This window comes from Pseudomonas huaxiensis (assembly GCF_003231275.1).
GTDB lineage: Bacteria > Pseudomonadota > Gammaproteobacteria > Pseudomonadales > Pseudomonadaceae > Aquipseudomonas > Aquipseudomonas huaxiensis.
This window is the reverse complement of record NZ_QKVL01000002.1, coordinates 52166-75080: the sequence shown is the minus strand read 5'-3', so window position 1 is coordinate 75080 and position 22915 is coordinate 52166. Positions and strand designations below refer to the sequence as shown.

Genomic DNA, 22915 nt, shown 5'->3' with positions numbered 1-22915 from the left:
TACCGCTGTCGTCAGGTTTTGTGTTGGGTTGAGGGCCTCATCGCAGGCATGTCGGGGTACCAAGCCAGCGATGAGGCCCAAGAATCAGGACAGGAACCCACCGTCCACATTCAACGCCACACCCGTGGTGTAGCTCGACGCATCGCTGGCCAGATACAGCACCGCGCCCGCCATCTCTTTCGGATCGGCCACGCGCTTGAGCGGGATCTGTTGCAGCGCGGTATTGAGGATGGCCTCGTTCTTCACCAGCGCCGAGGCGAACTTGGTGTCGGTCAGGCCCGGCAGCAGGGCGTTGCAGCGAATGCCGAACGGTGCGCATTCCTTGGCGAAGACCTTGGTCATGTTGATCACGGCGGCCTTGGTCACCGAGTAGATGCCCTGGAACACGCCCGGCGAGACGCCGTTGATCGAGGCGACGTTGATGATGCTGCCGCCGCCGTTCTCGCGCATCAGCTTGCCGGCTTCCACCGACATGAAGAAGTAGCCGCGGATATTCACGTCCACGGTTTTCTGGAAGGCGCTGAGGTCAGTGTCCAGCACGTTGCAGAACTGCGGGTTGGTAGCGGCATTGTTGACCAGGATGTCCAGGCGACCGAACTGCTCGCGAATACCGGCAAACACAGCGCCGATCTGCTCCATCTCGCCAATGTGGCAGGCAACGGCAGTGGCTTTGCCGCCGGCGGCGATGATGGCGTCAGCCACATGCTGGCAGCCGTCCAGTTTGCGGCTGGAGACGATCACATGGGCGCCCTGCTGGGCCAGCAGGTGGGCGATGGCCTCGCCGATGCCGCGGCTGGCGCCGGAGACGAAGGCGATCTTGCCGTCGAGGTCGAACAGTTGGGTCTTGGACATGGGCGGTTCCTTGTTGTAGTTGTCAGAGGCTGGACGCTTTGATGACCTGCAGGCTCATGTGTTCCAGCAGCGTGTTCATGTGGATGAACTGGGCGAAGCGTTTGTCCTGGGTCTGGCCGTGGTAGAAGCGGTAGTAGATCTGCTGGACGATCCCGGCCAGGCGGAACAGGCCATAGGTGTAGTAGAAGTCGAAGTTGGTGATTTCGATGCCCGCGCGTTCGGCGTAGTAGTCGACGAACTGGCGGCGGGTGAGCATGCCCGGGGCATTGCTCGGTTGGCGGCGCATCAGTTGCACCGGTGCCGGGTCATCGGCTTCGATCCAGTACGCGAGGGTGTTGCCCAGGTCCATCAGCGGGTCGCCGATGGTGGTCATTTCCCAGTCCAGCACACCAATGATGCGCATCGGGTTTTCTGCGTCGAGGATGACGTTGTCGAAGCGGTAGTCGTTATGAATGATGCCCGGGCGGTTATGGTCCGCCGGCATCTTCTCGCGCAACCAGGCGATCACGGCTTCCCAGCGCGGCGCGTCGGGGGTCAGGGCCTTTTCGTAGCGGGTGTTCCAGCCTTCGATCTGGCGCTGCACGTAGCCTTCCGGCTTGCCCAGATCGGCCAGGCCGCAGGCGTGGTAATCGACCTGGTGCAGTTCCACCAGGCGGTCGATGAAGCTTTTGCACAGCGCTTCGGTGCGCTGAGCGTCGAGGCCCAGTTCCGGCGGCAGGTCGGAGCGCAGGATGATGCCCTTGACCCGCTCCATCACGTAGAACTCGCCACCGATCAGCGATTCATCGGTGCAGTGTACGTAGGCCTTGGGGCAGTACGGGAAGCCGGCGTTGAGCTGGTTGAGGATGCGGAACTCGCGACCCATGTCGTGGGCCGATTTGGCCTTGTGGCCAAAGGGCGGCCGGCGCAGCACGAATTCGCGCTCCGGGTAGGTCACCAAATAGGTCAGGTTGGAGGCGCCGCCGGGGAACTGGCTGATGGTCGGAACACCGCTGAGGCCGGGGATGTTCGCCTGCAGGTACGGATCGATCAGGGCGGGATCGAGTTCTTCGCCGGGGCGGACCTGGGTGGACTGGTCGGTGAGCGTCATGCTTTTCCCTTATTTTGGTAGCCATGGAACATTGGCTAATCTAATTCTCGCGCGGATGACTGCCAAGTGCCGCCGCGCCTTATTGGCGTGGGTGTTGCCGGTCGATCAACGCACCTGATGTCGTCTGATTCGCGGGCGAAAAAAAACCGAAGCGGGTGAGGGCTTCGGTTCTTTTTCGCCATGGGCGTGACGCTTAGGCCGGGAACAGCTCGCTGAGCTTCATCGACAGCATCATGTCGCCTTCAACGCGCAGCTTGCCGCCCATGAAGGCCTGCATGCCGTCGGTTTCGCCGCTGACGATGCCTTTCAGGGTTTCGCTGTCCAGCACCAGAGTGCAGTTGGCGTCGGCGTTCTCGCCTTCCTGGATTTCGCAGGTGCCATCCTTGACGATCAGGGCGTAGTGCTTGTCTTCATCGGTGATGTTGAAGCCGAAGACCAGGTCCAGGCCGGCAGCGGCAGCCGGGTTGAATTTGGCTTTCATGGCTTCAACGGCTTTGGCGACATCGCTCATGGTGTTTTCCTTATTAAGTGATTTCAGCGACGCAGGGGGTCGCGGTGAGCCGGAATTCATCGGTAGGTGACGAGTTCCGGCACCCTCAATAGCCGCACGTGGGCTTGGCTGTTGAAGGAGGCCAGGGTCACTTCGCTGCCACGGAACTTCAGTTGGCTGAGCGAGGTGTTGATGATCTGCCAGTTCAGCTCGAAAGCCTGGCTGGGGCTGATACCGGTGACGCGGTGAAGCAGGGCGGCAATGGTGCCACCGGAGGTGAAGATCGCGATGTTGTCGCCGCTGGCGGCCTGCTCCAGCACTCGCTGCAAACCTTCGCCGGTGCGCTGGACGAAACCGGCCCAGCTTTCCAGGCCGTCGCTGTCGTGTTGTCCGCCATGCCAGCGCTGCACGATCAGGGCGAACAGGCGCTGGAACTCGGCCCGGTTATCGCGGGCGTTGCGCAGTACATGCAGGGCTTCGGGCTCATCCGGAAGAAGGCCGGGGAGCAGCGCGCGGATCACCGCGTCGGCGTCGAACTCGTTGAAAGCGGCATCGGTTTCAAGCGTTGGCACCAGGGCGCCGTCTGCTTGCATGCTGGCCATCGCCAGGCTCGCGGTGTCTTGTTGGCGGCGCAGGTCGCCGGCCAGGCAGCGATCCAGGCTCAGCCCGAGCTCGGCCATGTGAGCGCCGAGCACTTTGCTCTGGCGTGTGCCGACCGGGGACAGCACGTCGTAATCATCTGCACCGAATGAGGCCTGGCCATGTCGAATCAGGTAGATGTTGCCCACGTCGTATGCCTGGGTAAGTTGGATTTGGCGAGGTTAGGTTGCCACCGGCAGGCTGTCAACGAAAAAACATACAAGCGTTTGAAAAGGGCGTTTGAACTGCGTTGCTGGAAATTTCCTACGCTGGCGACGGCCTGTCGGCGTCGGTATGCTTCACTATCGTTTTCGCGCCCTCGCGGCGCAGGTCAGCTAAGGAGTTATCGTGGAGTTTCTTGCAGAGTACGCAAGCTTTCTCGCCAAGACCGCCACCCTGGTGATCGCGGTTCTGGTTGTGTTGTCGGCTATCGCCGGTCTTCGCGGCAAGGGACGGCGCAAGGCCGGCGGGCATTTGCAGGTTACTCGGCTCAATGAGTTCTACAAGGACTTGCGTGAGCGCCTGGAGTCGGGCCTGTTGGAAAAGAGCGAGCTCAAGGCCCTGCGCAAGCAGCAGGCCAAGGAGCTGAAGAAGCAGAAGAAAGCCCCGGAAGACAAGCCGCGGGTGTTTGTCCTGGACTTTGACGGCGACATCAAGGCTTCGGCCACCGACAGCCTGCGCCACGAAATCACTGCCCTGCTGACGCTGGCAACGCCGCGTGACGAAGTGGTGCTGCGCCTTGAAAGCGGCGGCGGCATGGTCCACAGCTACGGCCTGGCCGCCTCCCAGTTGGCGCGTATTCGTCAGGCCGGCGTGCCGCTCACGGTGTGTATCGACAAGGTCGCGGCCAGCGGCGGCTACATGATGGCCTGTATTGGCGAGCGCATCGTCAGTGCGCCATTCGCCATTCTGGGCTCCATCGGCGTGGTGGCGCAGTTGCCCAACGTCAACCGCCTGCTGAAGAAGCACGATATCGACTTCGAAGTACTCACCGCCGGCGAGTACAAACGCACCCTGACGGTGTTCGGCGAGAACACCGAGAAAGGGCGGGAGAAATTCCAGGAAGACCTGGACGTCACCCATCAGTTGTTCAAGGATTTCGTGTCGCGTTATCGCCCGCAGTTGCACATCGATGATGTCGCCACCGGCGAAGTCTGGCTGGGCGTGGCGGCGCTGAACAAGCAACTGGTCGATGAACTCAAGACCAGTGATGAGTACCTCGGCGAGCGCGCGCGTGACTCTAACCTGTATCACCTGCACTATGCCGAGCGCAAAAGTCTGCAGGAACGGGTTGGGCTGGCGGCCAGCGGCTCGGTCGAGAATGCATTGCTCGGGCTGTGGAGCAGGTTCAGTCGCTGGCGTTAAGCAGTATGTAGCACCGTCACAGCAGCTCAAGCGGTTTTCCTTTGTGCTCATTTGCCTTAGGAAAACCCGCGATGACGTCCTCTCCTATCCCTGATATCCCTGATCTGCACGCGCCCTTTATCCAGAGTCGACTGCCGGCGTGGTTCAAGCATTCCACGCCCGCGGACTTCCAGCGCCTGCGCAGCAGTCACCTGGCCGAACAGCATGGCGCTTCGGCGCCCGGGCACTGGTTCAACAGCGCCCCTGAAACGGAGCGCCAGGCGCTGCTCGACTATCAGGCTCGGCGCCGCCGCTCAGCCCAAGCGCTAGCTACCACGCTCAAGCAGTTGAAAGGTATTGGCGAATTCGCCGAGCCGTTGCTCCAGGCACGTATCAGTGCGGAGTTGGGCGTGGTGGTGGACGTTGACAAGGATGAGTTCGTTCAGATCGCCCGCGAGCCAGAGATGCTTGGCTCCATGCTCAGGACTGTGCCGCTGCGGCAAAGCCTGATGCAGGCCGCCCTGCAGAATTTTTCCGGTGAGGTCGAATTCGAGGCCGGCACCGCACTGGCGCCCAAAGATGCCTTCACTATGGAATTGATCCCTGGCAGCCCCGGTGCGTACCCCCGTTTTCGCTATCGCTACCGCGAGCGGTTGGACGTCGAGCCGAAGCGATTCGCCCGCATGTGCCACGAGCTTGATCTGGGCGGGCAGTATCAGCGGCATCTGGAGCAGGTGTACGAGGCTGCTGCCACCCGGAGCATGGTGCATGAGCAATCCATGACTGCCAGCAAGGATCAGTTGCGGGTCCAGGCACAGATAGCGTTCCTGAAGAAGGACATCGGCCCGGCGGCCCGGCAGATGCTGCTGGAATTGCTCCGGGGCGAGCGGGCACCGCTTTTCAATGACAGACCGGTACGCTGCTGGCAATTGTCGATGTTCGGTACGGTGCTGGCTCAGGCGCTGCTGTTCGCCGGTGACTTGGGTAGTGGTGACAAAGCCGAGCCGCTGCTGGTCTATCTGCCGGGCGCGCCGTCGAGCCCGTTGAAAGAATACCCTTCGGCTAGCGCCGCGATACGGGATCTGCGGGAGAAGCTACGTTCGTCTGACTATCAGGCACTGCTGCGACGGTATATACCCAGCGCCAGCGAGGCCCATGTCATGGGCCGGCTCGAAGGGGCGCTGTACCGCCAGGTTCGCCTGGCCAATGGTGTGCATACGCGCCAGCCTGATCCCAGCGCCAATCTTTATCTGGGAGCGGAGCCCATTGATGCCGAGCTGTTCGGTTACCTGCAAGACCGTCATGTCGAGAAGCTCAAGGCGGACGCCAGGCGTCTGGCGGTCCCCAGCAAGGACGCCGATGAGCAGGCGCGCAAGGCCCGCCTGGCATACTGGGAAAGTATCGGTTTCAACCTGCTCAACGCTGCTGCTTTTTTCATACCCGGGCTGGACGTGGTAATGGCGGCTGTAGCAGCAGAGCAATTGCTCGCGGATATGGTCGACGGTGTCCACGCCTGGGAGGCGGGTGATCTGGATGAAGCTTGGTCCGCTTTCGAGGCGGTGGGTTTGAATATCGCGCTGATGGCCGGGTTGGGCCTGGCGAGTCATCGACTGTCCAGGCCGACGTCCAGCGAGCTGATGGATGGTCTGGCCCAGGTCAGGTGCCCGGACGGCAAGATTCGCTTGTGGAAACCGGACCTGACGCCCTATGCCTGTGAGGTCGATCTGGCGGGCGAGGTGTGCAACGCTCAGGGGATTTATACGGTCGCCGACAAACACTACCTGCGCCTGGGGGATACCTCTCACGAAGTCGCCCAGGGCGCCGACGGCCAGTGGCGTATCCTCCATCCCACCAATCCCGGAGCTTATCAACCACACCTCAGGCACAACGGTCAGGGTGCCTGGGTCGCAAAGGGCGAGCAGCCCCTGGCCTGGAGTCGCCGCCAACTGCTGCGCCGCATGGGGCCACTGGCAGCAGGACTGGAGGAGGTAGAGTTGGCGCATGCGGCTGATATCGCCGGTGTCACCGACGATATGTTGCGGGGAATGTACGTGGACAGCACATCCCTTGCGCCTCTGCTGGAGGATACCCTGCACCGGCTGCGTCTGGATGACCGTATCAGCCAGATGCTCGACCACCTGCGTACGGGGCGGCAAGCAGGGCTGGATATGAGTTTCTGCGCGGAGCTGGCAATAGAGCTGCCGAGTTGGCCGCAGCGGGCCATCGAGGTGTTCGATAGTTCCGATTCGATGGCGGCCTCAACGATCTATGGCCAGCAGTTCCTGGCGCAAGGTCGATCGATCAAGGTCCTGGCCAGTGATTTGTCCCATAACAGGCTGCCCGAGGCCATTGTCGCGCAGCTTGATGAAAGCGAAATCAAACAGTTGCTTGGTGCTGACGCATCACCCGATGCACGGGCGCGGATGTTGCGCGACAAAATCGCCCTGCGCGGGCGTCGCCGGAGAAAGGCTCTGTTCAACGACCTGTACAACCCGGGACAGACCTCCAGCTCGTCAAAGGTAAAGCAGCTGCAACAGCAATTCACGTCGTTGCCGGACGTGGTTGCCGAGGAACTGCTCAAGCATGCCAGCGGCCTGGAAGTGGACGATGCACGGATTCCCCTGGTGTTGGCGGAAGAGGCCCGGCTCTGTCAGCGTCAGGTTCGGTTGAGTCGAGCGCTTGAGGGCTTGTATCGGCCAACGCTGACTACTCGGGACAGTGACCGCCTGACTCTGCGTTTGCTGGAAAAGCTGCCGAACTGGAGCGCCGGAGTCCGTTTGGAGCTACGCACAAGTGCACCCGACGCGCGTTTGCTGGCGCAGGTTGGCGAGCCGGACGCCCCTCTTGCCAGGATCCTTGTGCGCGAACACGACAGTTATGTCGTGTATGACAAGGAGGGGCAGGCGCTGGCCAACAGCGACTCGATGGCCGAGGCAATCCTTGCCGCGCTCCCCGGCGCCGATCGCACTGTGCGCGAACTTGACCTGCCCGGACAGCCGCCATTGCGGGCGTTGCTGTACCGTTTGGCAATCGACGATCGCGCGCGGGTTTCGCGGCTGCTGGGTCAGCAGCCGGTAAGGCCAGGGTTTCGTTCACCACTGCGCCTGGCGGACGGGCGGCTGGGCTATCCGCTGGGTGGCTTGCAGAGCACTCAAGCATCAGGGCGTCGTCTGAGCGAACTCTATCCTCATTTGAGCAACCGCCAGATACGGGCGCTCAAGGCCCGACTGTCACTGGGCGGGGAGCATCTGGGTCGTGTCATCGAGAGGCTGGAGCACGAATACGCGCAGCTTTCGCGGCACCTGTTGGAGTGGCAGCAGGAACCGACCAGTTCACTTGAACGTGACTATCGGTGGCGGGTAGGGCAGAGGTTGAAGAATGCCTGGCGCCTCGCTGGCGACGGCGAGCGCACTCATAGCCTCGATTTGTCTGGTCAGCATGTGTCCAGGCTTCCAGCACTGGCAGCACAATTCGATCACATCAAGCTGCTGAACATGGGGAGCATGACGCTGGAAGAAGTGCCCGACCATTTCCTGGGCTGTTTCCCGGCGGTGTGCGAGTTGGTCTTGCTCAACAACAAGCTGAGGGCAATCCCGGGGCCGGTTGCTCGTCTTGCTCGCCTTGGCAGCCTCGACCTTAGCAGTAATGAACTTTCCAGCTCGGTCAAACTGTTCGAGCCTCTGCGCCCGCTTAACAGGCTGCAGTTGCTGAACGTGAGCAGTAATCGCCTCGGAAACCTTCCCGCCCAGGCGCTGAGGGATCTGTGCAGCTTGCCTTCACTGTCACGGCTGAGCATGCGCTTCAATGGCTTGGCCTTAAGCGCCGACGATCTGGACGTGTTATCCAGATTGCCACTTGAGCGGTTGAGCCTCGGTAATAACCGAATCATTCTCGACGCCGCTAGCGCACGGGTTTTCACCCGATTCTCGCAGTTGCGTGTGTTATCACTCTCGTTCAATCCGCTGGGGCATGCTCCTGATGTCAGCACCATGCTGATGTTGCGGCACCTCGATCTTGAGTCGTGTGCTATCACCGCGTTCCCCGAAGGGCTAATCCGCTTGATGAGTGTGCCCAACTGCCGACTGCGCGAGGTCGAGTTGAGCTCGAACTTGATCGCCGAGCTTCCTGAGCTGGCAAACACATCTTTTGCGGGCGTCCTGCAGTCACGCAGCGTCAACCCGGCCTGGCTACATATCAATTACAACCCGCTGAACGCCGAAAGTGTGGCGCGGCTTGAGGCCACTGGATCTACCGTTCATTCATCGGGACAACTGCAACAGATGGCCTTGCCCTGGCTGGAACAGAGCAGCTCTGAACAGCGGGAACTGTGGGATAGCCTGTTCGTTCGCCAAGGCAATATCGAACTGATGGACGTGCTGGACCGCCTGGCCGAGTCCCGGGAGTACGAGATCAACCGAGCCGGTCTCAACGACAGGGTCTGGGCCTTGCTGGAGTTCACCTCGCAGCATGACGAGCTGCGTGAGGAACTGGTCGAGATTGGCCGTGGGTTCCCGTTCACGTGCGGCGATGCTGGCACGGACGCTTTCAGTGAGCTGGAAACAGCCGTGCTGGTTTATCGGCGAACCGCCGAGGCTGTCGACAGTAGCGAACTGGACACCGGGCTGGTTCAACTCTACCGGCAACTGTTCCGCCGTCATGAAGTGCGGCGTCTCAGTGAGTTGATAGCCCAGCGCCGGGTGCTTCGGCGCCGGGCATTGATCATGCAGGAGCCACTGCCCGATCTGGCGGTTCACGATGACATCAGTGATCGCGTGCTCTTGCGCGATAACGTCGACGATATCGAGATCCGCCTGGCGCTGCGTCAGGGGTTGGCACGCAGCCTGGACTACCCTGAACTGTCGGCGGGCATGCTCTACCGAGAGGAGGCGAACATTTCCAGGCGGGTGGTGGCAAACATCAGAGCCGCTGTGCTCGAGAATGAGACCGCAGTAAACCGTCAGCAATGGTTGGTCGCGGATGTGAGTTGGCAACGCTATCTGAAACGGCGCTTTGCCGAGCAATTCGAGCGCCTCACCGCGTCATGGTCCGATGGGCTGGAGTACCTGGAGTATTGTGCGCAGATCAGTCACCACCCGGTCCCTGCACTGGAACAGGGTGTGCAGGATGTGATCGGCGCCGCCCTTGGTGAGAGCTTGCTGGATGCACAAGGGGCCTTGCGCAGGATCGAGCTGAATGGCCAACGCTATCTGGTCGCTGTCAATGCCGTGCGCGATGCCCAGCGCCAGGCTGAAGACGACTGCATTTTCCGGCTTACCAAGGTGCAGGACGACGCCGTCGCGAGCGGCCCGGTTCTTGGGTAGCAGCAATTGAATCGTGCAGATAGACAAAGGCCCCGGTGACGGGGCCTTTGTATGAGCGATCAGCGGCGGCGGAACAGCGGCAGCGGTTCGTCAGTGGCTGCCTGGTAGGTCACCGAGAAGTCCTTGAGACTTTGCAGTGCATCTTCCGGGTCTTTGTCGGCGCGGACGGCGAAGGCGTCGAAGCCGCAGCGGGCCATGTAGAACAACTGGTCACGCAGCACGTCGCCAATGGCACGCAGCTCACCGGTGAACTTGTAGCGGTCACGCAGCAGACGCGCATTGGAATAGTTGCGCCCGTCGGTGAAGGCCGGGAAGTTCAGGGCGATGACCTGGAAATGCGCGACGTCTTCACCGATTTCCTCGGCTTCTTCGTCGCTGTCCAGCCACACACCCAGGCCGCCGTCGCGGGCTTTCAGGGCGTGGGCGTGTTCGCGCCACAGTTGCAGCGGCACGATGTAGTCGTCGCAGTTGCTCAGTTGGTCCAGAGTCACGTCCTTGGGCAGCAAGTGCCAGGTTTCGTCGACGATCTGGTTGTTCTTAATGATTCGCTGCATAGACGCGCTCCTTGAAGGGGTCGATGCCGATGCGCTGGTAGGTGTCGATGAAGCGCTCGTCTTCGTTGCGTTTCTCAACGTAGACGTTGATCAGCTTCTCGATCACGTCCGGCATGGCGTCCTGGGCGAAGGACGGGCCGAGGATCTTGCCCAGGCTGGCGTCACGGCTGGCGCTGCCACCGAGGGAGACCTGGTAGAACTCTTCACCCTTCTTGTCCACGCCGAGAATACCGATATGACCAACGTGGTGGTGACCACAGGCGTTCATGCAACCGGAGATATTCAGGTCCAGTTCGCCGATGTCGAACAGGTAGTCCAGGTCGTCGAAACGGCGCTGGATGGATTCGGCGATCGGGATCGACTTGGCGTTGGCCAGGGAGCAGAAGTCACCACCCGGGCAGCAGATGATGTCGGTCAGCAGGCCAATGTTCGGCGTGGCGAAGCCATGCTCGCGCAGTTCCAGCCAGAGCGTGTGCAACTCGCTCTGCTCGACATCGGCGAGGATGATGTTTTGTTCGTGGGAGGTACGCAGTTGGCCGAAGCTGTAGCGCTCGGCGAGGTCGGCGACCTTGTCCAGTTGCTTGTCGGTCAGGTCGCCAGGGGCGACACCGGTAGGCTTGAGCGACAGGGTGACGGCAACATAGCCCGGCTTCTTGTGCGCCAGGGTGTTGCGCACGCGCCAGCGGGCGAAGCCCGGGTGCTGCTGGTCAAGCTCGGCCAGTTGCGTATCGAGGTTGTCCAGGGCCTTGTAGTCCGGATCGACGAAGTGCTTGGCAACGCGATGCACTTCGGCATCGGTCAGGGTGCTGCTGCCGCCGCGCAGGTGGACCATTTCGGCCTCGACCTTCTCGGCAAACACTTCCGGCGTCAGGGCCTTGACCAGGATCTTGATCCGCGCCTTGTACTTGTTGTCACGACGGCCGTAGCGGTTGTAAACCCGCAGGATGGCGTCCAGGTAGCTCAGCAGGTCCTGCCATGGCAGGAACTCATTGATGAAGGCGCCGATTACCGGGGTACGGCCAAGGCCGCCACCGACCAGTACGCGGAAGCCCAGCTCGCCGGCTTCGTTGTGCACCGGCTCCAGGCCGATATCGTGCACTTCGATGGCCGCGCGGTCGCTGGTCGAGCCGTTGATGGCGATCTTGAACTTGCGCGGCAGGTAGGCGAATTCCGGGTGGAAGGTCGTCCACTGACGGACGATCTCGCACCATGGGCGCGGATCGATCAACTCGTCGGCAGCGACACCGGCGAACTGGTCGGTGGTGACGTTGCGCAGGCAGTTGCCGCTGGTCTGGATCGCGTGCATCTGCACGGTGGCCAGTTCGGCGAGGATGTCCGGGATGTCTTCCAGGGCAGGCCAGTTGTACTGGACGTTCTGCCGGGTGCTGATGTGCGCGTAGCCCTTGTCATAGTCGCGAGCGATCTTCGCCAGCAGGCGGGTCTGACGCGAGGTCAGCTGGCCGTAAGGCACGGCAACCCGCAACATCGGGGCAAAACGTTGGATATAGAGGCCGTTCTGCAGGCGCAGAGGGCGGAATTCTTCTTCGCTCAGTTCGCCGGCCAGGTAGCGGCGGGTCTGATCCCGGAACTGCTTGACGCGGTCCTCGATGATCCGCTGATCGTACTCGTCGTATACGTACATAGGGGTCCTGTTCTCAAGCTGCTTGCAGCTAATCGCGCGCACGGCCGCGCACTCCGGATGCGGAGCCGGGGAAAGATAGCAGGTTGTATTTATGCGCAAAAGTGATGTTTTTGCATATGAAAAGAACCATTTGGACTAAGTGAGATTTGCTGGCATTTACCGGTCTTTGCGAGGGGGTTGGCAGATGCCTTCAACCGACGAAACGAAGGTCGGACAGGGCGTCCGTCGACTTGTCAAAGTCCCTGCTTGAGCAATGGGCATTGCTGGACTTAACTGCTGGGGGTATGCATTCCCATAACCACCAATAAAAGAGGCAATGCAATGGGAAACCCGACCAAAGCCGTCAAAAGCGACAGCAATGTCGACGCTTGGGCAATCCTCTGCCTGATTGTCCTGGTTGTCGTGACCGCTGTGTATTGGGTCAGCCATCAGTGATGGAGCGCTGAGGCTGCCTGCAACAACCGTGATCTTGCGACCTGAAATGAAAACCGCCCGCGGCATGGACCCCGCGGGCGGTTTTCGTTTCAGCGGGCGGTAAGGTGCAGGGCCAGTTGTACCAGCCCGTACAGCACCAGAATGAACACCAGGGTGAACGCGATGCCCATGGCGATGAAGTGCGAGGGCTTGCCGTGGGTGAAGTCGCGCGCGCGGTTCTTGCCGCTCTGCACGCCGAAGGCGGCGGCGAGTGTGCTGTGCAGGAGTTGCCAGAAGGTGGGCGGTTTGCCTTGGCTTGGATCTTCCATGATGGGCTCCCTGTTCAGGTTTGACAGAGAGTCTAGTCGTTGAAGACGTTGGCAGAGCCGCTTGCGGTCCACTTACGGCGGTTCGGTGTCCCGAACCGCCGTGCAGCGGCTTTTAGACCCTCAGTTGTCGTAGCCGAGGTTCGGCGCCAGCCAGCGCTCGCTCACCGACACATCCTGCGCTTTACGCGCGCTGTAGCTTTCGATCTGGTCCTTGTCCACCTTGCCGACCGCGAAGTACTGCGCCTGCGGATGGGCGAAGTACCAGCCGCTGACCGCCGCAGCGGGGAACATGGCGAAGTGTTCGGTGAGGAACACGCCGCTCTGGCCCGTTTCGCCGATGGCGGTGCCGTCCAGCAGGCGGAACAGCGTGGCTTTTTCGGTGTGGTCCGGGCAGGCCGGGTAGCCGGGGGCAGGGCGGATACCGGCGTACTGCTCCTTGATCAGCGCGTCGTTGTCCAGGTGCTCGTCTTTTGCGTAACCCCAGTAATCTTTACGCACCTGTTCGTGCAGCCATTCGGCGCAGGCTTCGGCCAGGCGGTCGGCGAGGGCCTTGACCATGATCGAACTGTAGTCGTCGCCTTTGTCCTGGTAGGCCTTGGCCACTTCTTCGGCGCCGATGCCGGCGGTGGTGATGAAGCCGCCTACGTAGTCGGTGACGCCGCTGTCCTTCGGCGCGACGAAGTCGGCCAGGCTGAAGTTGGGCTTGTTGTCCGGCTTGATGGTCTGCTGGCGCAGGTGGTGCAGGCGCTCCAGCGGCTGACCGTCGTCGCCGTAGACCTCGATATCGTCATCGGCGACCTGGTTGGCCGGCCAGAAGCCGAATACCGCACGGGCGCTGATCAGTTTCTCGTCGATCAGTTTCGTCAGCATCTGCCGGGCGTCCTCGTACAGCGCGGTCGCCGCTTCGCCCACCACTTCGTCGGTGAGGATGCGCGGGAATTTGCCAGCCAGGTCCCAGGAAATGAAGAACGGTGTCCAGTCGATGTACTGGGCGAGCACGTTCAGGTCGATGTCCTGCAGCACTTTGACGCCGGTAAAGCTCGGAACTGCTGGCTGGTAGTCGGCCCAGTCGTACTTCGGTTTGGCGGCGATCGACTGCGCGTAGCTCAGGCGCTCGGTACGGGCGCTGCGGTTGGCGGTGCGTTCGCGGACGTCGACGTACTCGGTGCGGGTCTTCTCGACGAAGGCCGGCTTCAACTCTTTGGACAGCAGTTGCGTGGCCACGCCGACTGCACGCGAGGCGTCGGTGACGTAGATCACCGCGTCGTTGCTGTAGCGCGGTTCGATTTTCACCGCGGTGTGGGCCTTGGAGGTGGTGGCGCCGCCGATCATCAGTGGCAGGTGGAAGTCCTGGCGCTGCATTTCGCGGGCGACGTGGACCATTTCGTCCAGTGAGGGGGTGATCAGGCCGGACAGGCCGATGATGTCGCATTTCTCTTCGCGGGCGACCTGGAGGATTTTCTCCGCCGGCACCATCACGCCGAGGTCGACGATGTCGTAGCCGTTACAGCCGAGCACCACGCCGACGATGTTCTTGCCGATGTCGTGGACATCGCCTTTGACCGTGGCCATGAGGATCTTGCCCTTGGCCTCCGGCTTGTCGCCTTTCTCTTCTTCGATGAAGGGGATCAGGTGCGCCACGGCCTGTTTCATGACTCGCGCCGACTTGACCACCTGAGGCAGGAACATCTTGCCGGCACCGAACAGGTCGCCAACGATGTTCATCCCGCTCATCAGTGGGCCTTCGATCACTTCGATCGGGCGCGCGCATTGCTGGCGGCAGAGTTCGGTGTCTTCGACGATAAAGGCGGTGATGCCCTTGACCAGCGCGTGCTCCAGACGCTTTTCCACCGGCAGCGAACGCCACTCTTCGGTTTCCACTTCCTTGGTCGCGCCGCCGCCACGGTAATCCTCGGCGATCGCCAGCAGAGCGTCGGTGCCTTCCGGAGTGCGGTTGAGCACCACGTCTTCGACGCGTTCGCGCAGCGCCGGCGGAATCTCGTCGTAGATTTCCAGTTGGCCGGCGTTGACGATGCCCATGGTCAGGCCGTTCTGGATGGCGTGGTAGAGGAATACCGAGTGAATCGCCTCACGCACCGGGTTGTTGCCGCGGAACGAGAACGACACGTTGGACACGCCTCCCGACGACAGGGCGTAGGGCAGGTGGTCGCGGATATAGGCGCAGGCTTCGATGAAGTCCACGGCATAGTTGTTGTGCTCTTCGATGCCGGTGGCGACGGCGAAGATGTTCGGGTCGAAGATGATGTCTTCCGGCGGGAAGCCGACTTCGTTGACCAGGATGTCGTAGCTGCGCTGGCAGATCTCGCGTTTGCGCGCGGCGGTGTCGGCCTGACCGACCTCGTCGAAGGCCATCACCACCACGGCGGCGCCGTAGCGCTTGCACAGTTTGGCGTGATGCTTGAAGGCGTCGACGCCTTCCTTCATCGAGATCGAGTTGACGATGCCCTTGCCCTGGATGCACTTGAGGCCGGCCTCGATCACTTCCCACTTGGAGGAGTCGATCATGATCGGCACGCGGGAGATGTCTGGCTCACCGGCGATCATATTGAGGAAGCGGACCATGGCGGCCTGGGAGTCGAGCATCCCTTCGTCCATGTTGATGTCGATCACCTGGGCGCCAGCCTCGACCTGCTGCAGGGCGACTTCCAGCGCTTCGGTGTAGTTTTCCTCGCGGATCAGCCGGGCGAACTTGGCGGAACCGGTGATGTTGGTACGCTCGCCGACGTTCACGAACAGCGAGTTGCGGTCGATGGTGAAGGGTTCAAGGCCGGACAGGCGGCAGGCCCTTGGAATCTCGGGGATTTCCCGCGGTTTGTACTTGGCCACGGCCTCGGCGATCGCCTGGATGTGGCCCGGGGTGGTACCGCAGCAACCGCCGATGATGTTGAGGAAGCCGCTGGCGGCAAATTCCTCGACCACCACGGCCATTTCCGCTGGCGTCTCGTCGTATTCACCGAAGGCGTTGGGCAAGCCGGCGTTCGGGTGCGCGGAGACGTGGGTGCCGGCCTTGGTCGACAGCTCTTCCAGGTACGGGCGCAGGTCTTTGGCGCCAAGTGCGCAGTTCAGGCCGACGGAGATCGGGTTGGCGTGGCGCACCGAGTTCCAGAAGGCTTCGGTGGTCTGCCCGGACAGCGTGCGGCCGGAGGCGTCGGTGATGGTCCCGGAGATCATGATCGGCAGTTCGATGCCGTCGTCCTCGAACACCTGCTGCACGGCGAAGATCGCCGCCTTGGCGTTGAGGGTGTCGAAGATGGTTTCGATGAGGATCAGGTCGGCGCCGCCCTCGATCAGGCCGCGGGTGGCCTCGATGTAGTTTTCCACCAGTTCGTCGAAGGTGACGTTGCGGTAGCCGGGGTCGTTGACGTCCGGGGAAATCGAGCAGGTGCGGCTGGTAGGGCCCAGTACGCCGGCGACGAAGCGCGGACGGTCGGGGGTTTCCAGGGTCTTGGCGTCCGCCACCTGGCGCGCGATGCGCGCACCTTCGACGTTCAGTTCGTACACCAGCGCTTCCATGCCGTAGTCGGCCTGGGAAATCTGGGTGGCGTTGAAGGTGTTGGTTTCGAGGATATCGGCGCCGGCGTCCAGGTAGGCCTTTTCAATGGCGGCGATGACGTCCGGGCGGCTCAGCAGGAGCAGGTCGTTGTTACCTTTGACGTCGCTGGGCCAATCGGCGAAGCGCGTTCCACGATAGTCTGCTTCCTCAAGACGGTAGCTTTGGATCATAGTGCCCATGCCGCCATCTAGAATCAGGATGCGCTCTTTGAGTGCTTGCTGAAGTGCTTGGAAACGAGCGCTGCGGTCAGACATTGGGACTACCTGGGTCAGACAAAGACGAAAGTTGCGGGATGATAACAAAGCTGCGCGCTTTTTAGACGCGCTGCACATTTGCATGAATTTCATTCATGTTGGCACCGCGGCCCACCGTAGAATCGTGAAAAGCCTTTATGAAATCAGGACATACGGCACATGGTGCATCGCTTTCTTGCCGGCGCCTTCGCTCTGTTCATCAGTGGCGCGGCGCTCGGACAAGCCCCTCAGAACGCTCCAGCAATTTCCTACACTCGGGACATCCAGCCGATTTTCACCGAGAAGTGTGTGGCCTGCCACGCCTGCAATGACGCGGCCTGCCAGCTCAACCTCGGCAGTGCCGAGGGCGCTAGCCGCGGCATGTCGAAGGTACCCGTCTACCAGGGCGATCGCAGCCAGGCGGTCGCGCCGACTCGATTGTTCTATGACGCCAGCGGTCCGGCCGCCTGGCAGCGCATGGGCTTCAATTCGGTGCTGGATCGCCAGGGCAGCCAGGCCGCGTTGATGGCGCGGATGCTCGAACTTGGGCACACCACACCGCTGACGCCTAATGCCAAGCTGCCCGAGGAAATCGTCCTTGGCCTGAACCGCAACAACCTGTGCCCGTTGCCCGGCGAATTCGATGCGTATGCCGGCGCGCACCCGAAAGAAGGCATGCCGCTGGCCGTCACCGGCCTGACCGACGCCCAGTACCAGACCCTGCAGCGCTGGCTGGCCCAGGGCGCGCCGGTGGAGCACAACCCGGTGCAGCCGAGCGCGAAGGAGGCGGCGCAGGTCGCGGAGTGGGAGGAACTGCTGAACCGTCCGGGTTCCTCCGAGGCGCTGGTGGGGCGCTGGCTCTATGAGCACCTGTTCCTCGCGCACATCTATTTTGTCGGTGGCGAGCCGGGGCATTTCTTCCAGTGGGTGCGTTCGCGCACGCCGAGCGGCCAGCCCGTCGACCTGATTGCCACGCGCCGGCCCAATGATCCGCCGGGTACCGACTTCTACTACCGGCTAATGCCTGTGCAGGGCGTGATCGTGCACAAGACCCACATCACCTATCCGATGGGGCCGCAGAAGCTCAAGCGCGTGAAGCAGTTGTTCTACAGCGGCGACTGGCATGCCACGTCGCTGCCCGGCTACGGCCCACGGCACCGCTCCAACCCATTCGAGACCTTCGAGGCGATCCCGGCGGTCGCGCGTTATCAGTTCATGCTGGATAACGCCGAATACTTCGTGCGCACCTTTATCCGTGGCCCGGTGTGCCGCGGGCAGATCGCCACCGACGTGATTCGCGACAACTTCTGGGCTTTGTTCCAGGAGCCCGCCCACGACCGCTATATCACCGATGCGGTGTACCGTGCCGAAGCCACGCCATTGTTGGCAATGCCCGGTCAGATCGACGACGTTGGCAGCATTCTCAGCCTCTGGCACGCCTACCGCGACAAGCGCAACGAGTACGAGAGCCTGCGCCGCGACACCTACGCCGACATGCCGGCACCGAGTTGGTCGAGTTTGTGGGCTGGCAACGACAACGCGCTGCTGACCATCTTCCGTCACTTCGACAGTGCCTCGGTGACCAAGGGCCTGATCGGCGATGTGCCGCTGACGATGTGGCTGTTCGACTACCCGTTGCTGGAACGCACTTACTACCAGTTGGCGGTCAACTTCGACGTGTACGGCAACGTCTCGCACCAGGCCCAGACCCGCTTGTACTTCGACCTGATCCGCAACGGCGCGGAGGTCAATTTCCTGCGCCTGATGCCGGCAGACCAGCGTGGCGACATCCTCAGCAACTGGTATCAGAACAGTGGCAAGGTCAAGATGTGGATGGACTACGAGGAGATCGACACCAGCACGCCAACCGCGCTAAGGCTTGATCCGCGCAACCCGACGCGTGATTTCGGCCTCAAGCTGATCGAGCGCACTGGCAGCCTCAATGCCTCGCCTGACCCGATCAACCGCTGCACCGGCGCCTATTGCTCGCGGGACACCGTCAGCGAGGAATTCCGTGATGTCGAGCAGGCCCTGAGCCGCCTGGCATCGCGTCCGGCGGCGGGTTTGAAGGTGATTGGTCAGTTACCAGAAGCGACCTTGCTGCGTATCGAGGGGCAGGGCGGCAAACGGCAGGTCTACAGCATGCTGCGCAACCGCGCGCACAGCAACGTCGCCTTCATGCTGGGCGAGGCCTACCGCTACCAGCCGGGGCTGGACACGCTGACCATCTATCCGGGCGTGATGAGCAGCTACCCGAACTTCATCTTCAACGTACCGGCCAGCGATGTGCCGGAGTTCGTCGAAGACATGGAGGCCGCCCGCGACGATACGGCGAAGTTCGAGCGGATCGTCATGCGTTGGGGCGTGCGCCGCAGCCATCCGCAGTTCTGGCAGTACTTCCATGACCTGAACAGCTACATCAAAGAGACCGACCCGGTGGAGTCGGGGGTTCTGGACATGAACCGCTACGAGAATCTCTGAAGCCGCAAGCTTCGAGCCTCGAGCGACAAGAGAAAGCAGCGGCGACGCGGGCTGCTTTTTCTTGCCGCTTGCAACTTGCGGCTTGCAGCTATCTTTCCCGACATATTTGGTAGGACTTTGTTCGTCGGCGTGCTTGGCGTAAACTGCCGACAAGTCTGTGAGGAAATTCCATGAGCGCTATAACTATTACCGACGCCGCGCACGATTACCTGGCCGATCTGCTGTCCAAGCAGAACACGCCGGGGATCGGTATCCGAGTCTTCATCACCCAGCCCGGCACCCAATATGCCGAAACCTGCATTGCCTACTGCAAGCCGGGTGAAGAGAAGCCTGAAGACACCGCGCTGGGCCTGAAGAGCTTTACTGCCTACATCGACGCTGTCAGCGAGCCGTTCCTCGACGACGCCGTCGTCGACTACGCCACCGACCGCATGGGCGGCCAACTGACCATCAAGGCGCCGAACGCCAAAGTGCCGATGGTCAACGATGACAGCCCGGTCAACGAGCGCATCAACTACTACCTGCAAACCGAGATCAACCCGGGGCTGGCCAGCCACGGCGGTCAGGTCAGCCTGATCGAAGTGGTCGAAGACGGTATCGCGGTGCTGCAGTTCGGCGGTGGTTGCCAGGGCTGCGGCCAGGCCGACGTGACCCTCAAGGACGGCATCGAGCGCACCCTGCTCGAGCGTATCCCTGAGTTGAAAGGTGTTCGCGACGTGACTGACCACACGCAGAAAGAAAACGCTTACTACTAAGCAAAGAAGACGGAGCCGGAGGGCTCCGTTTTTTTGTCTGGGATTTCTCAAGCGTTTTGTGGGAGCTGAGCTGAATGCAATTTCAGTGACTGGCGCAGCCCTTGTGGGAGCCGGTCTTGCCGGCGATGAGGCCGGCCGGAACAATGCGGTTGGCAGGATAGGCCCAATCGCTGGCAAGCCAGCTCCCACAGGGGACATGCCATGACCGACTCGCAGAAAGGGAACACTTGCTACTGAAGTGTGTCTCAGTCTGGCAATATGACATCGCGGGCCCGCCCCGCGATGTATTTCAGCAGATCCTCAGTCAGGGCCGACATGCAACCTCTCTATCTCAAAAAAATGGTCAACGCCTATATTCAGGCGTCGACATTCCTCGACTCCCACTCCCAGTCGTCTTTCACCACCGTGCCGATGGCGCCAAAGATGGAGAGCTGGTGGGTGGGCGGAACGGTGGAGGTGACGCAGGACGTCCTGTCTTTCTTGGCCAACTTCGCCAACCGCCTGGCTCATGATCACCTCAACGAGGTGCATATCCCCACAGCGGATATGACCTCGGTCGAATACGAATTCGGCTGGTTCACCGGCATCGTGGTGGTCAGGCATGTAAACGGCGAGTTTCGCTTCCGCTGCTACGGCGCCAAAGGTGTGGTGGCCCGGCTGAATGAGGCGTTCATCGAGCCAAGGAGCGCGACGCGCTCCCTGGCTCAGCCAGTCAAAAGTCGTAACTCACGCTGGAGTAGTAAAACGCCCCCTGGGCGCCTTCGGGAGAAGTGATCGAGTACTTCGGCACGCCGTACAACTGCGCACCCTTGAGCTTGTCAGGGTGGCTGTCGAACAGGTTGATCGCGCCGACCGAGACTTTCAGTCCGAGGTCGAAGCGGTAGCTCAGGTCCAGGTCGGTCACCCACTGCGGGCTGAAGGTCTGGTCCAGCGCGGGGTTGGTGGCGTTGAGGTTTTTCCATTCGCCATAACGACGCTGGGTCAGAGTCAGGCCCCAGTTCTCGTACAGCCAGTTGGCGCTGAAGGTTAGTTTGTTCTCCGGGGTGCCGTGTTCGATCAGGCCCTGGGTGTTGCGCCCGACGATCTGGTCGCCACGAATGCCACCCACATCCCGCAGGTCAGTGATCCGTGTGCGGGTCTTGGCGACGCCGGCGTTCAGGTCCAGCCGGCCATAGGCCGCGAGGTCCAGTTGGTACTGGCCGCTAAGCTCGATGCCGTCGGTGCGGGTGTCGGCGATGTTGGTGTAGAACGCCGCGCTCTGGATGTTGGCGTAGGGCGTGCCGGCGAAGATCGGCCCGACCACGTTGGACGGCAACTGGTCGGAGAGGGTGATGCGGTTGTCGATGTCGATGCGGTAGGCATCCACGCTCAGCGACGCATTGGTCAGCGGCCGCCAGACCAGCCCCAGGGAGTAGTTGGTGGACTCCTCGGGCTTCAGCGCCCGGCCACCGAGCAACGCCGCTTCCGGGCTGTCGGCGCGCAGGGTGCGCTGTTGTACTTCAACCCAGTTGCCACTGCCCGCCGGCTGTTCGACCACCTGCACGCTGAACGATGACAAACCGCTCTGCACCAGCGACGGCGCGCGATAGCCACTGCTGATGCTGCCGCGGGCGGCGATCTGCGGCGTGAAGTCGTAGCGCAGCGACAGCTTGCCGTTGGTGGTGTCGCCGAAGTCCGAGTAGTGCTCGGACCGCACCGCCAGGCCGGCCTGGAATTTGTCGGTGATCTGCCCTTCGAAATCCAGATAAGCGCCGAGGACCTTGCGCTCCAGCGAGGCGGCATCAACCTGGGTGATCCCCGAGTAATAGCCTGGAATGCGCCGTCCGGTGATCGGGTCGAGGGTGTTGAACAGCGCACCGTTCTGCCAGCCGGCCGCTTCGCCGGCGCTCAGAGCGTAATTTTCCTTGCGCCAGGCCAGGCCTGCGGAAACGGTCAGTGGCTTGGCCAGCAGGTCGGTAGGGAAGTCCCGTACCCAGTCCAGGGTCAGGTTGGTCTGCTCGTTCTCGCGTTCACCGGTGTAGATGTTGTACGGGCTGGCCGTGCCCCAGCTCGGGTTGATGGCGTCGCGGTCAGTGGACTTGAGGGTGTCGTTGCCGTAGTTGGCCGCCAGGTCGAACTTGCCCAGTTGCTCGCTCTCGTAACGCACGCCGCCGGTCAGCGCGTAGTCCTCGAGGGCGTAGCGGGTGATCGGCAGGCGCCCGTCCGGGTAGCGCGACAAGGCCACGCTGCCGTAGTTGCTGCGCAGGGTGGTGGGCGGGTCGAAGAAGCCTTCGGCGTCGGTGTTCTTGTGCGCGTAGGTGGCGAAGCCGTAGGCGGTCAGGCCGTCGCCGAGACCGATTTCGCTGTTGGCGACGAGGTTGTACTGGTCCGATACGCCGCCCGAACCCCAGTTCCAGGTGCGGTAGCGGTTGTTCTGCTCCCGCGGCGTGTTGATGCTGGTGCTGCCGGGGTAAAAGATCCGGTTGTCCGGACGGGTGTCACTGGCCGGGTCCTGGTTGCCGGCGTCGAACGACAGGGTGAGGAAGCCGTCGTTGGGCAGAGCAAAGCCTTTCCAGCCACTGAGCTTGCGCTGCAGGCCGTCTCCCTTGTCGTAGCCGCCGAAACGGTAGCCGATGTTGCCGCCGTCATCGTTTTCCTTGAGCACGATGTTGATCACCCCGGCGATGGCGTCGGAGCCGTATTGGGCGGCAGCGCCGTCGCGCAGAATTTCCACCCGTTGTACCGCGCTGAGCGGGATCAGACTGAGATCGACCGCCGCTGCGCCGCGGCCGTTGGCCAGCGCCTGGCGGGTGACGTTGGCGCTGCTGTGGCGGCGCTTGCCGTTGACCAGCACCAGCACCTGGTCCGAAGCCAGTCCGCGCAGCGAGGCGCCCTGGGCGATGGAGCCGGCGAAGGCGCCCTGTGGCGACTGCGGGAAGCTGAAGGACGGCGACAGCGCGGTGAGTGCACCGGACAAGTCCTTGGCACCGGTTTCTTCAAGACGCTCGGCGCTCAGTACATCGACCGGCGCGGCGCTTTCCAGCGCGGTGACGTCGCTGCGGCGGGTACCGACCACTACCACGGTGTCGAGCTTGTCACTCCTGGCTGCGGGACCACTGGCGGGTTGCTGGGCCTGAACGGCGGGCACGGCAAGGCCGCCGATGACCAGCGCCACGGCGCCGGCCAAAGGATTCAAACGGAACATGCAAGGCTACTCC

At 62.0% G+C, this 22915-nt stretch carries 14 protein-coding genes; 5 read left to right on the top strand and 9 right to left on the bottom strand.

Annotated elements, in window-relative coordinates; genetic code table 11:
• Window positions 1–84: 84 nt before the first annotated feature.
• The 4 genes from DM374_RS03715 to DM374_RS03700 form a co-directional block, all read right to left on the bottom strand.
• Window positions 85–852 carry an SDR family oxidoreductase gene (locus DM374_RS03715; protein ID WP_095155082.1) on the bottom strand — a complete coding sequence of 256 codons (768 nt, stop codon included), beginning with the start codon at window positions 850–852 and terminating at the stop codon, window positions 85–87.
• Between the two features lie 22 nt (window positions 853–874).
• A complete protein-coding gene (locus DM374_RS03710; RefSeq protein WP_110968652.1) occupies window positions 875–1942 on the bottom strand; it encodes a phosphotransferase family protein in 1068 nt (355 codons plus the stop codon).
• A gap of 193 nt (window positions 1943–2135) precedes the next feature.
• Entirely contained in the window at window positions 2136–2453 is a 318-nt protein-coding gene (locus tag DM374_RS03705; RefSeq protein WP_036995189.1) for an SCP2 sterol-binding domain-containing protein, read from the bottom strand.
• Window positions 2454–2509: 56 nt separating this feature from the next.
• The gene (locus DM374_RS03700; RefSeq protein ID WP_110968651.1) at window positions 2510–3220 is read right to left on the bottom strand and encodes a histidine phosphatase family protein; all 711 of its coding nucleotides are present in this window, start codon (window positions 3218–3220) and stop codon (window positions 2510–2512) included.
• A 199-nt stretch (window positions 3221–3419) separates the two neighbouring features.
• Between DM374_RS03700 and sohB the strand changes: the two genes are divergently transcribed.
• A complete protein-coding gene (sohB, locus tag DM374_RS03695; protein ID WP_110968650.1) occupies window positions 3420–4436 on the top strand; it encodes a protease SohB in 1017 nt (338 codons plus the stop codon).
• A gap of 71 nt (window positions 4437–4507) precedes the next feature.
• A complete protein-coding gene (locus DM374_RS03690) occupies window positions 4508–9736 on the top strand; it encodes a dermonecrotic toxin domain-containing protein (protein ID WP_110968649.1) in 5229 nt (1742 codons plus the stop codon).
• A 59-nt stretch (window positions 9737–9795) separates the two neighbouring features.
• Here DM374_RS03690 and DM374_RS03685 read toward each other — a convergent pair whose 3' ends face one another.
• The 4 genes from DM374_RS03685 to metH form a co-directional block, all read right to left on the bottom strand.
• The gene (locus DM374_RS03685; RefSeq protein ID WP_095155077.1) at window positions 9796–10290 is read right to left on the bottom strand and encodes a DUF934 domain-containing protein; all 495 of its coding nucleotides are present in this window, start codon (window positions 10288–10290) and stop codon (window positions 9796–9798) included.
• On the bottom strand, window positions 10274–11932 hold the full coding sequence (locus DM374_RS03680) for a nitrite/sulfite reductase (RefSeq protein WP_095155076.1): 1659 nt from the start codon (window positions 11930–11932) through the stop codon (window positions 10274–10276). Before DM374_RS03680 ends, DM374_RS03685 begins: the two co-directional genes overlap by 17 nt.
• A gap of 524 nt (window positions 11933–12456) precedes the next feature.
• Window positions 12457–12675, bottom strand: a complete 219-nt coding sequence (locus tag DM374_RS03675; RefSeq protein ID WP_110968648.1) for a DUF2970 domain-containing protein — start codon at window positions 12673–12675, stop codon at window positions 12457–12459.
• A gap of 120 nt (window positions 12676–12795) precedes the next feature.
• The gene (gene metH / locus DM374_RS03670) at window positions 12796–16503 is read right to left on the bottom strand and encodes a methionine synthase (protein ID WP_110968647.1); all 3708 of its coding nucleotides are present in this window, start codon (window positions 16501–16503) and stop codon (window positions 12796–12798) included.
• 159 nt (window positions 16504–16662) lie between these two features.
• Between metH and DM374_RS03665 the strand changes: the two genes are divergently transcribed.
• From DM374_RS03665 to DM374_RS33075, 3 genes are all read left to right on the top strand, one after another.
• On the top strand, window positions 16663–18963 hold the full coding sequence (locus DM374_RS03665; RefSeq protein WP_110968646.1) for a fatty acid cis/trans isomerase: 2301 nt from the start codon (window positions 16663–16665) through the stop codon (window positions 18961–18963).
• Between the two features lie 170 nt (window positions 18964–19133).
• Entirely contained in the window at window positions 19134–19718 is a 585-nt protein-coding gene (gene nfuA, locus DM374_RS03660; protein WP_095155072.1) for a Fe-S biogenesis protein NfuA, read from the top strand.
• A gap of 315 nt (window positions 19719–20033) precedes the next feature.
• Complete coding sequence (locus tag DM374_RS33075; protein WP_157969651.1) at window positions 20034–20492, top strand: hypothetical protein; 459 nt, start codon at window positions 20034–20036, stop codon at window positions 20490–20492.
• Here the strand turns inward: DM374_RS33075 and DM374_RS03655 are convergent.
• Complete coding sequence (locus DM374_RS03655) at window positions 20431–22902, bottom strand: TonB-dependent receptor plug domain-containing protein (protein ID WP_110968645.1); 2472 nt, start codon at window positions 22900–22902, stop codon at window positions 20431–20433. The genes DM374_RS33075 and DM374_RS03655 overlap by 62 nt on opposite strands.
• Window positions 22903–22915 lie beyond the last annotated feature (13 nt).

What these genes read in the sequence shown, in the direction of transcription:
- DM374_RS03715 (WP_095155082.1), bottom strand. Translation starts at nt 852, where the DNA reads ATGTCCAAGACCCAACTGTTCGACCTCGACGGCAAGATCGCCTTCGTC.
- DM374_RS03710 (WP_110968652.1), bottom strand. Translation starts at nt 1,942, where the DNA reads ATGACGCTCACCGACCAGTCCACCCAGGTCCGCCCCGGCGAAGAACTC.
- DM374_RS03705 (WP_036995189.1), bottom strand. Translation starts at nt 2,453, where the DNA reads ATGAGCGATGTCGCCAAAGCCGTTGAAGCCATGAAAGCCAAATTCAAC.
- DM374_RS03690 (WP_110968649.1), top strand. Translation starts at nt 4,508, where the DNA reads ATGACGTCCTCTCCTATCCCTGATATCCCTGATCTGCACGCGCCCTTT.
- DM374_RS03685 (WP_095155077.1), bottom strand. Translation starts at nt 10,290, where the DNA reads ATGCAGCGAATCATTAAGAACAACCAGATCGTCGACGAAACCTGGCAC.
- DM374_RS03680 (WP_095155076.1), bottom strand. Translation starts at nt 11,932, where the DNA reads ATGTACGTATACGACGAGTACGATCAGCGGATCATCGAGGACCGCGTC.
- DM374_RS03675 (WP_110968648.1), bottom strand. Translation starts at nt 12,675, where the DNA reads ATGGAAGATCCAAGCCAAGGCAAACCGCCCACCTTCTGGCAACTCCTG.
- metH (WP_110968647.1), bottom strand. Translation starts at nt 16,503, where the DNA reads ATGTCTGACCGCAGCGCTCGTTTCCAAGCACTTCAGCAAGCACTCAAA.
- DM374_RS03665 (WP_110968646.1), top strand. Translation starts at nt 16,663, where the DNA reads ATGGTGCATCGCTTTCTTGCCGGCGCCTTCGCTCTGTTCATCAGTGGC.
- nfuA (WP_095155072.1), top strand. Translation starts at nt 19,134, where the DNA reads ATGAGCGCTATAACTATTACCGACGCCGCGCACGATTACCTGGCCGAT.
- DM374_RS33075 (WP_157969651.1), top strand. Translation starts at nt 20,034, where the DNA reads ATGCAACCTCTCTATCTCAAAAAAATGGTCAACGCCTATATTCAGGCG.
- DM374_RS03655 (WP_110968645.1), bottom strand. Translation starts at nt 22,902, where the DNA reads ATGTTCCGTTTGAATCCTTTGGCCGGCGCCGTGGCGCTGGTCATCGGC.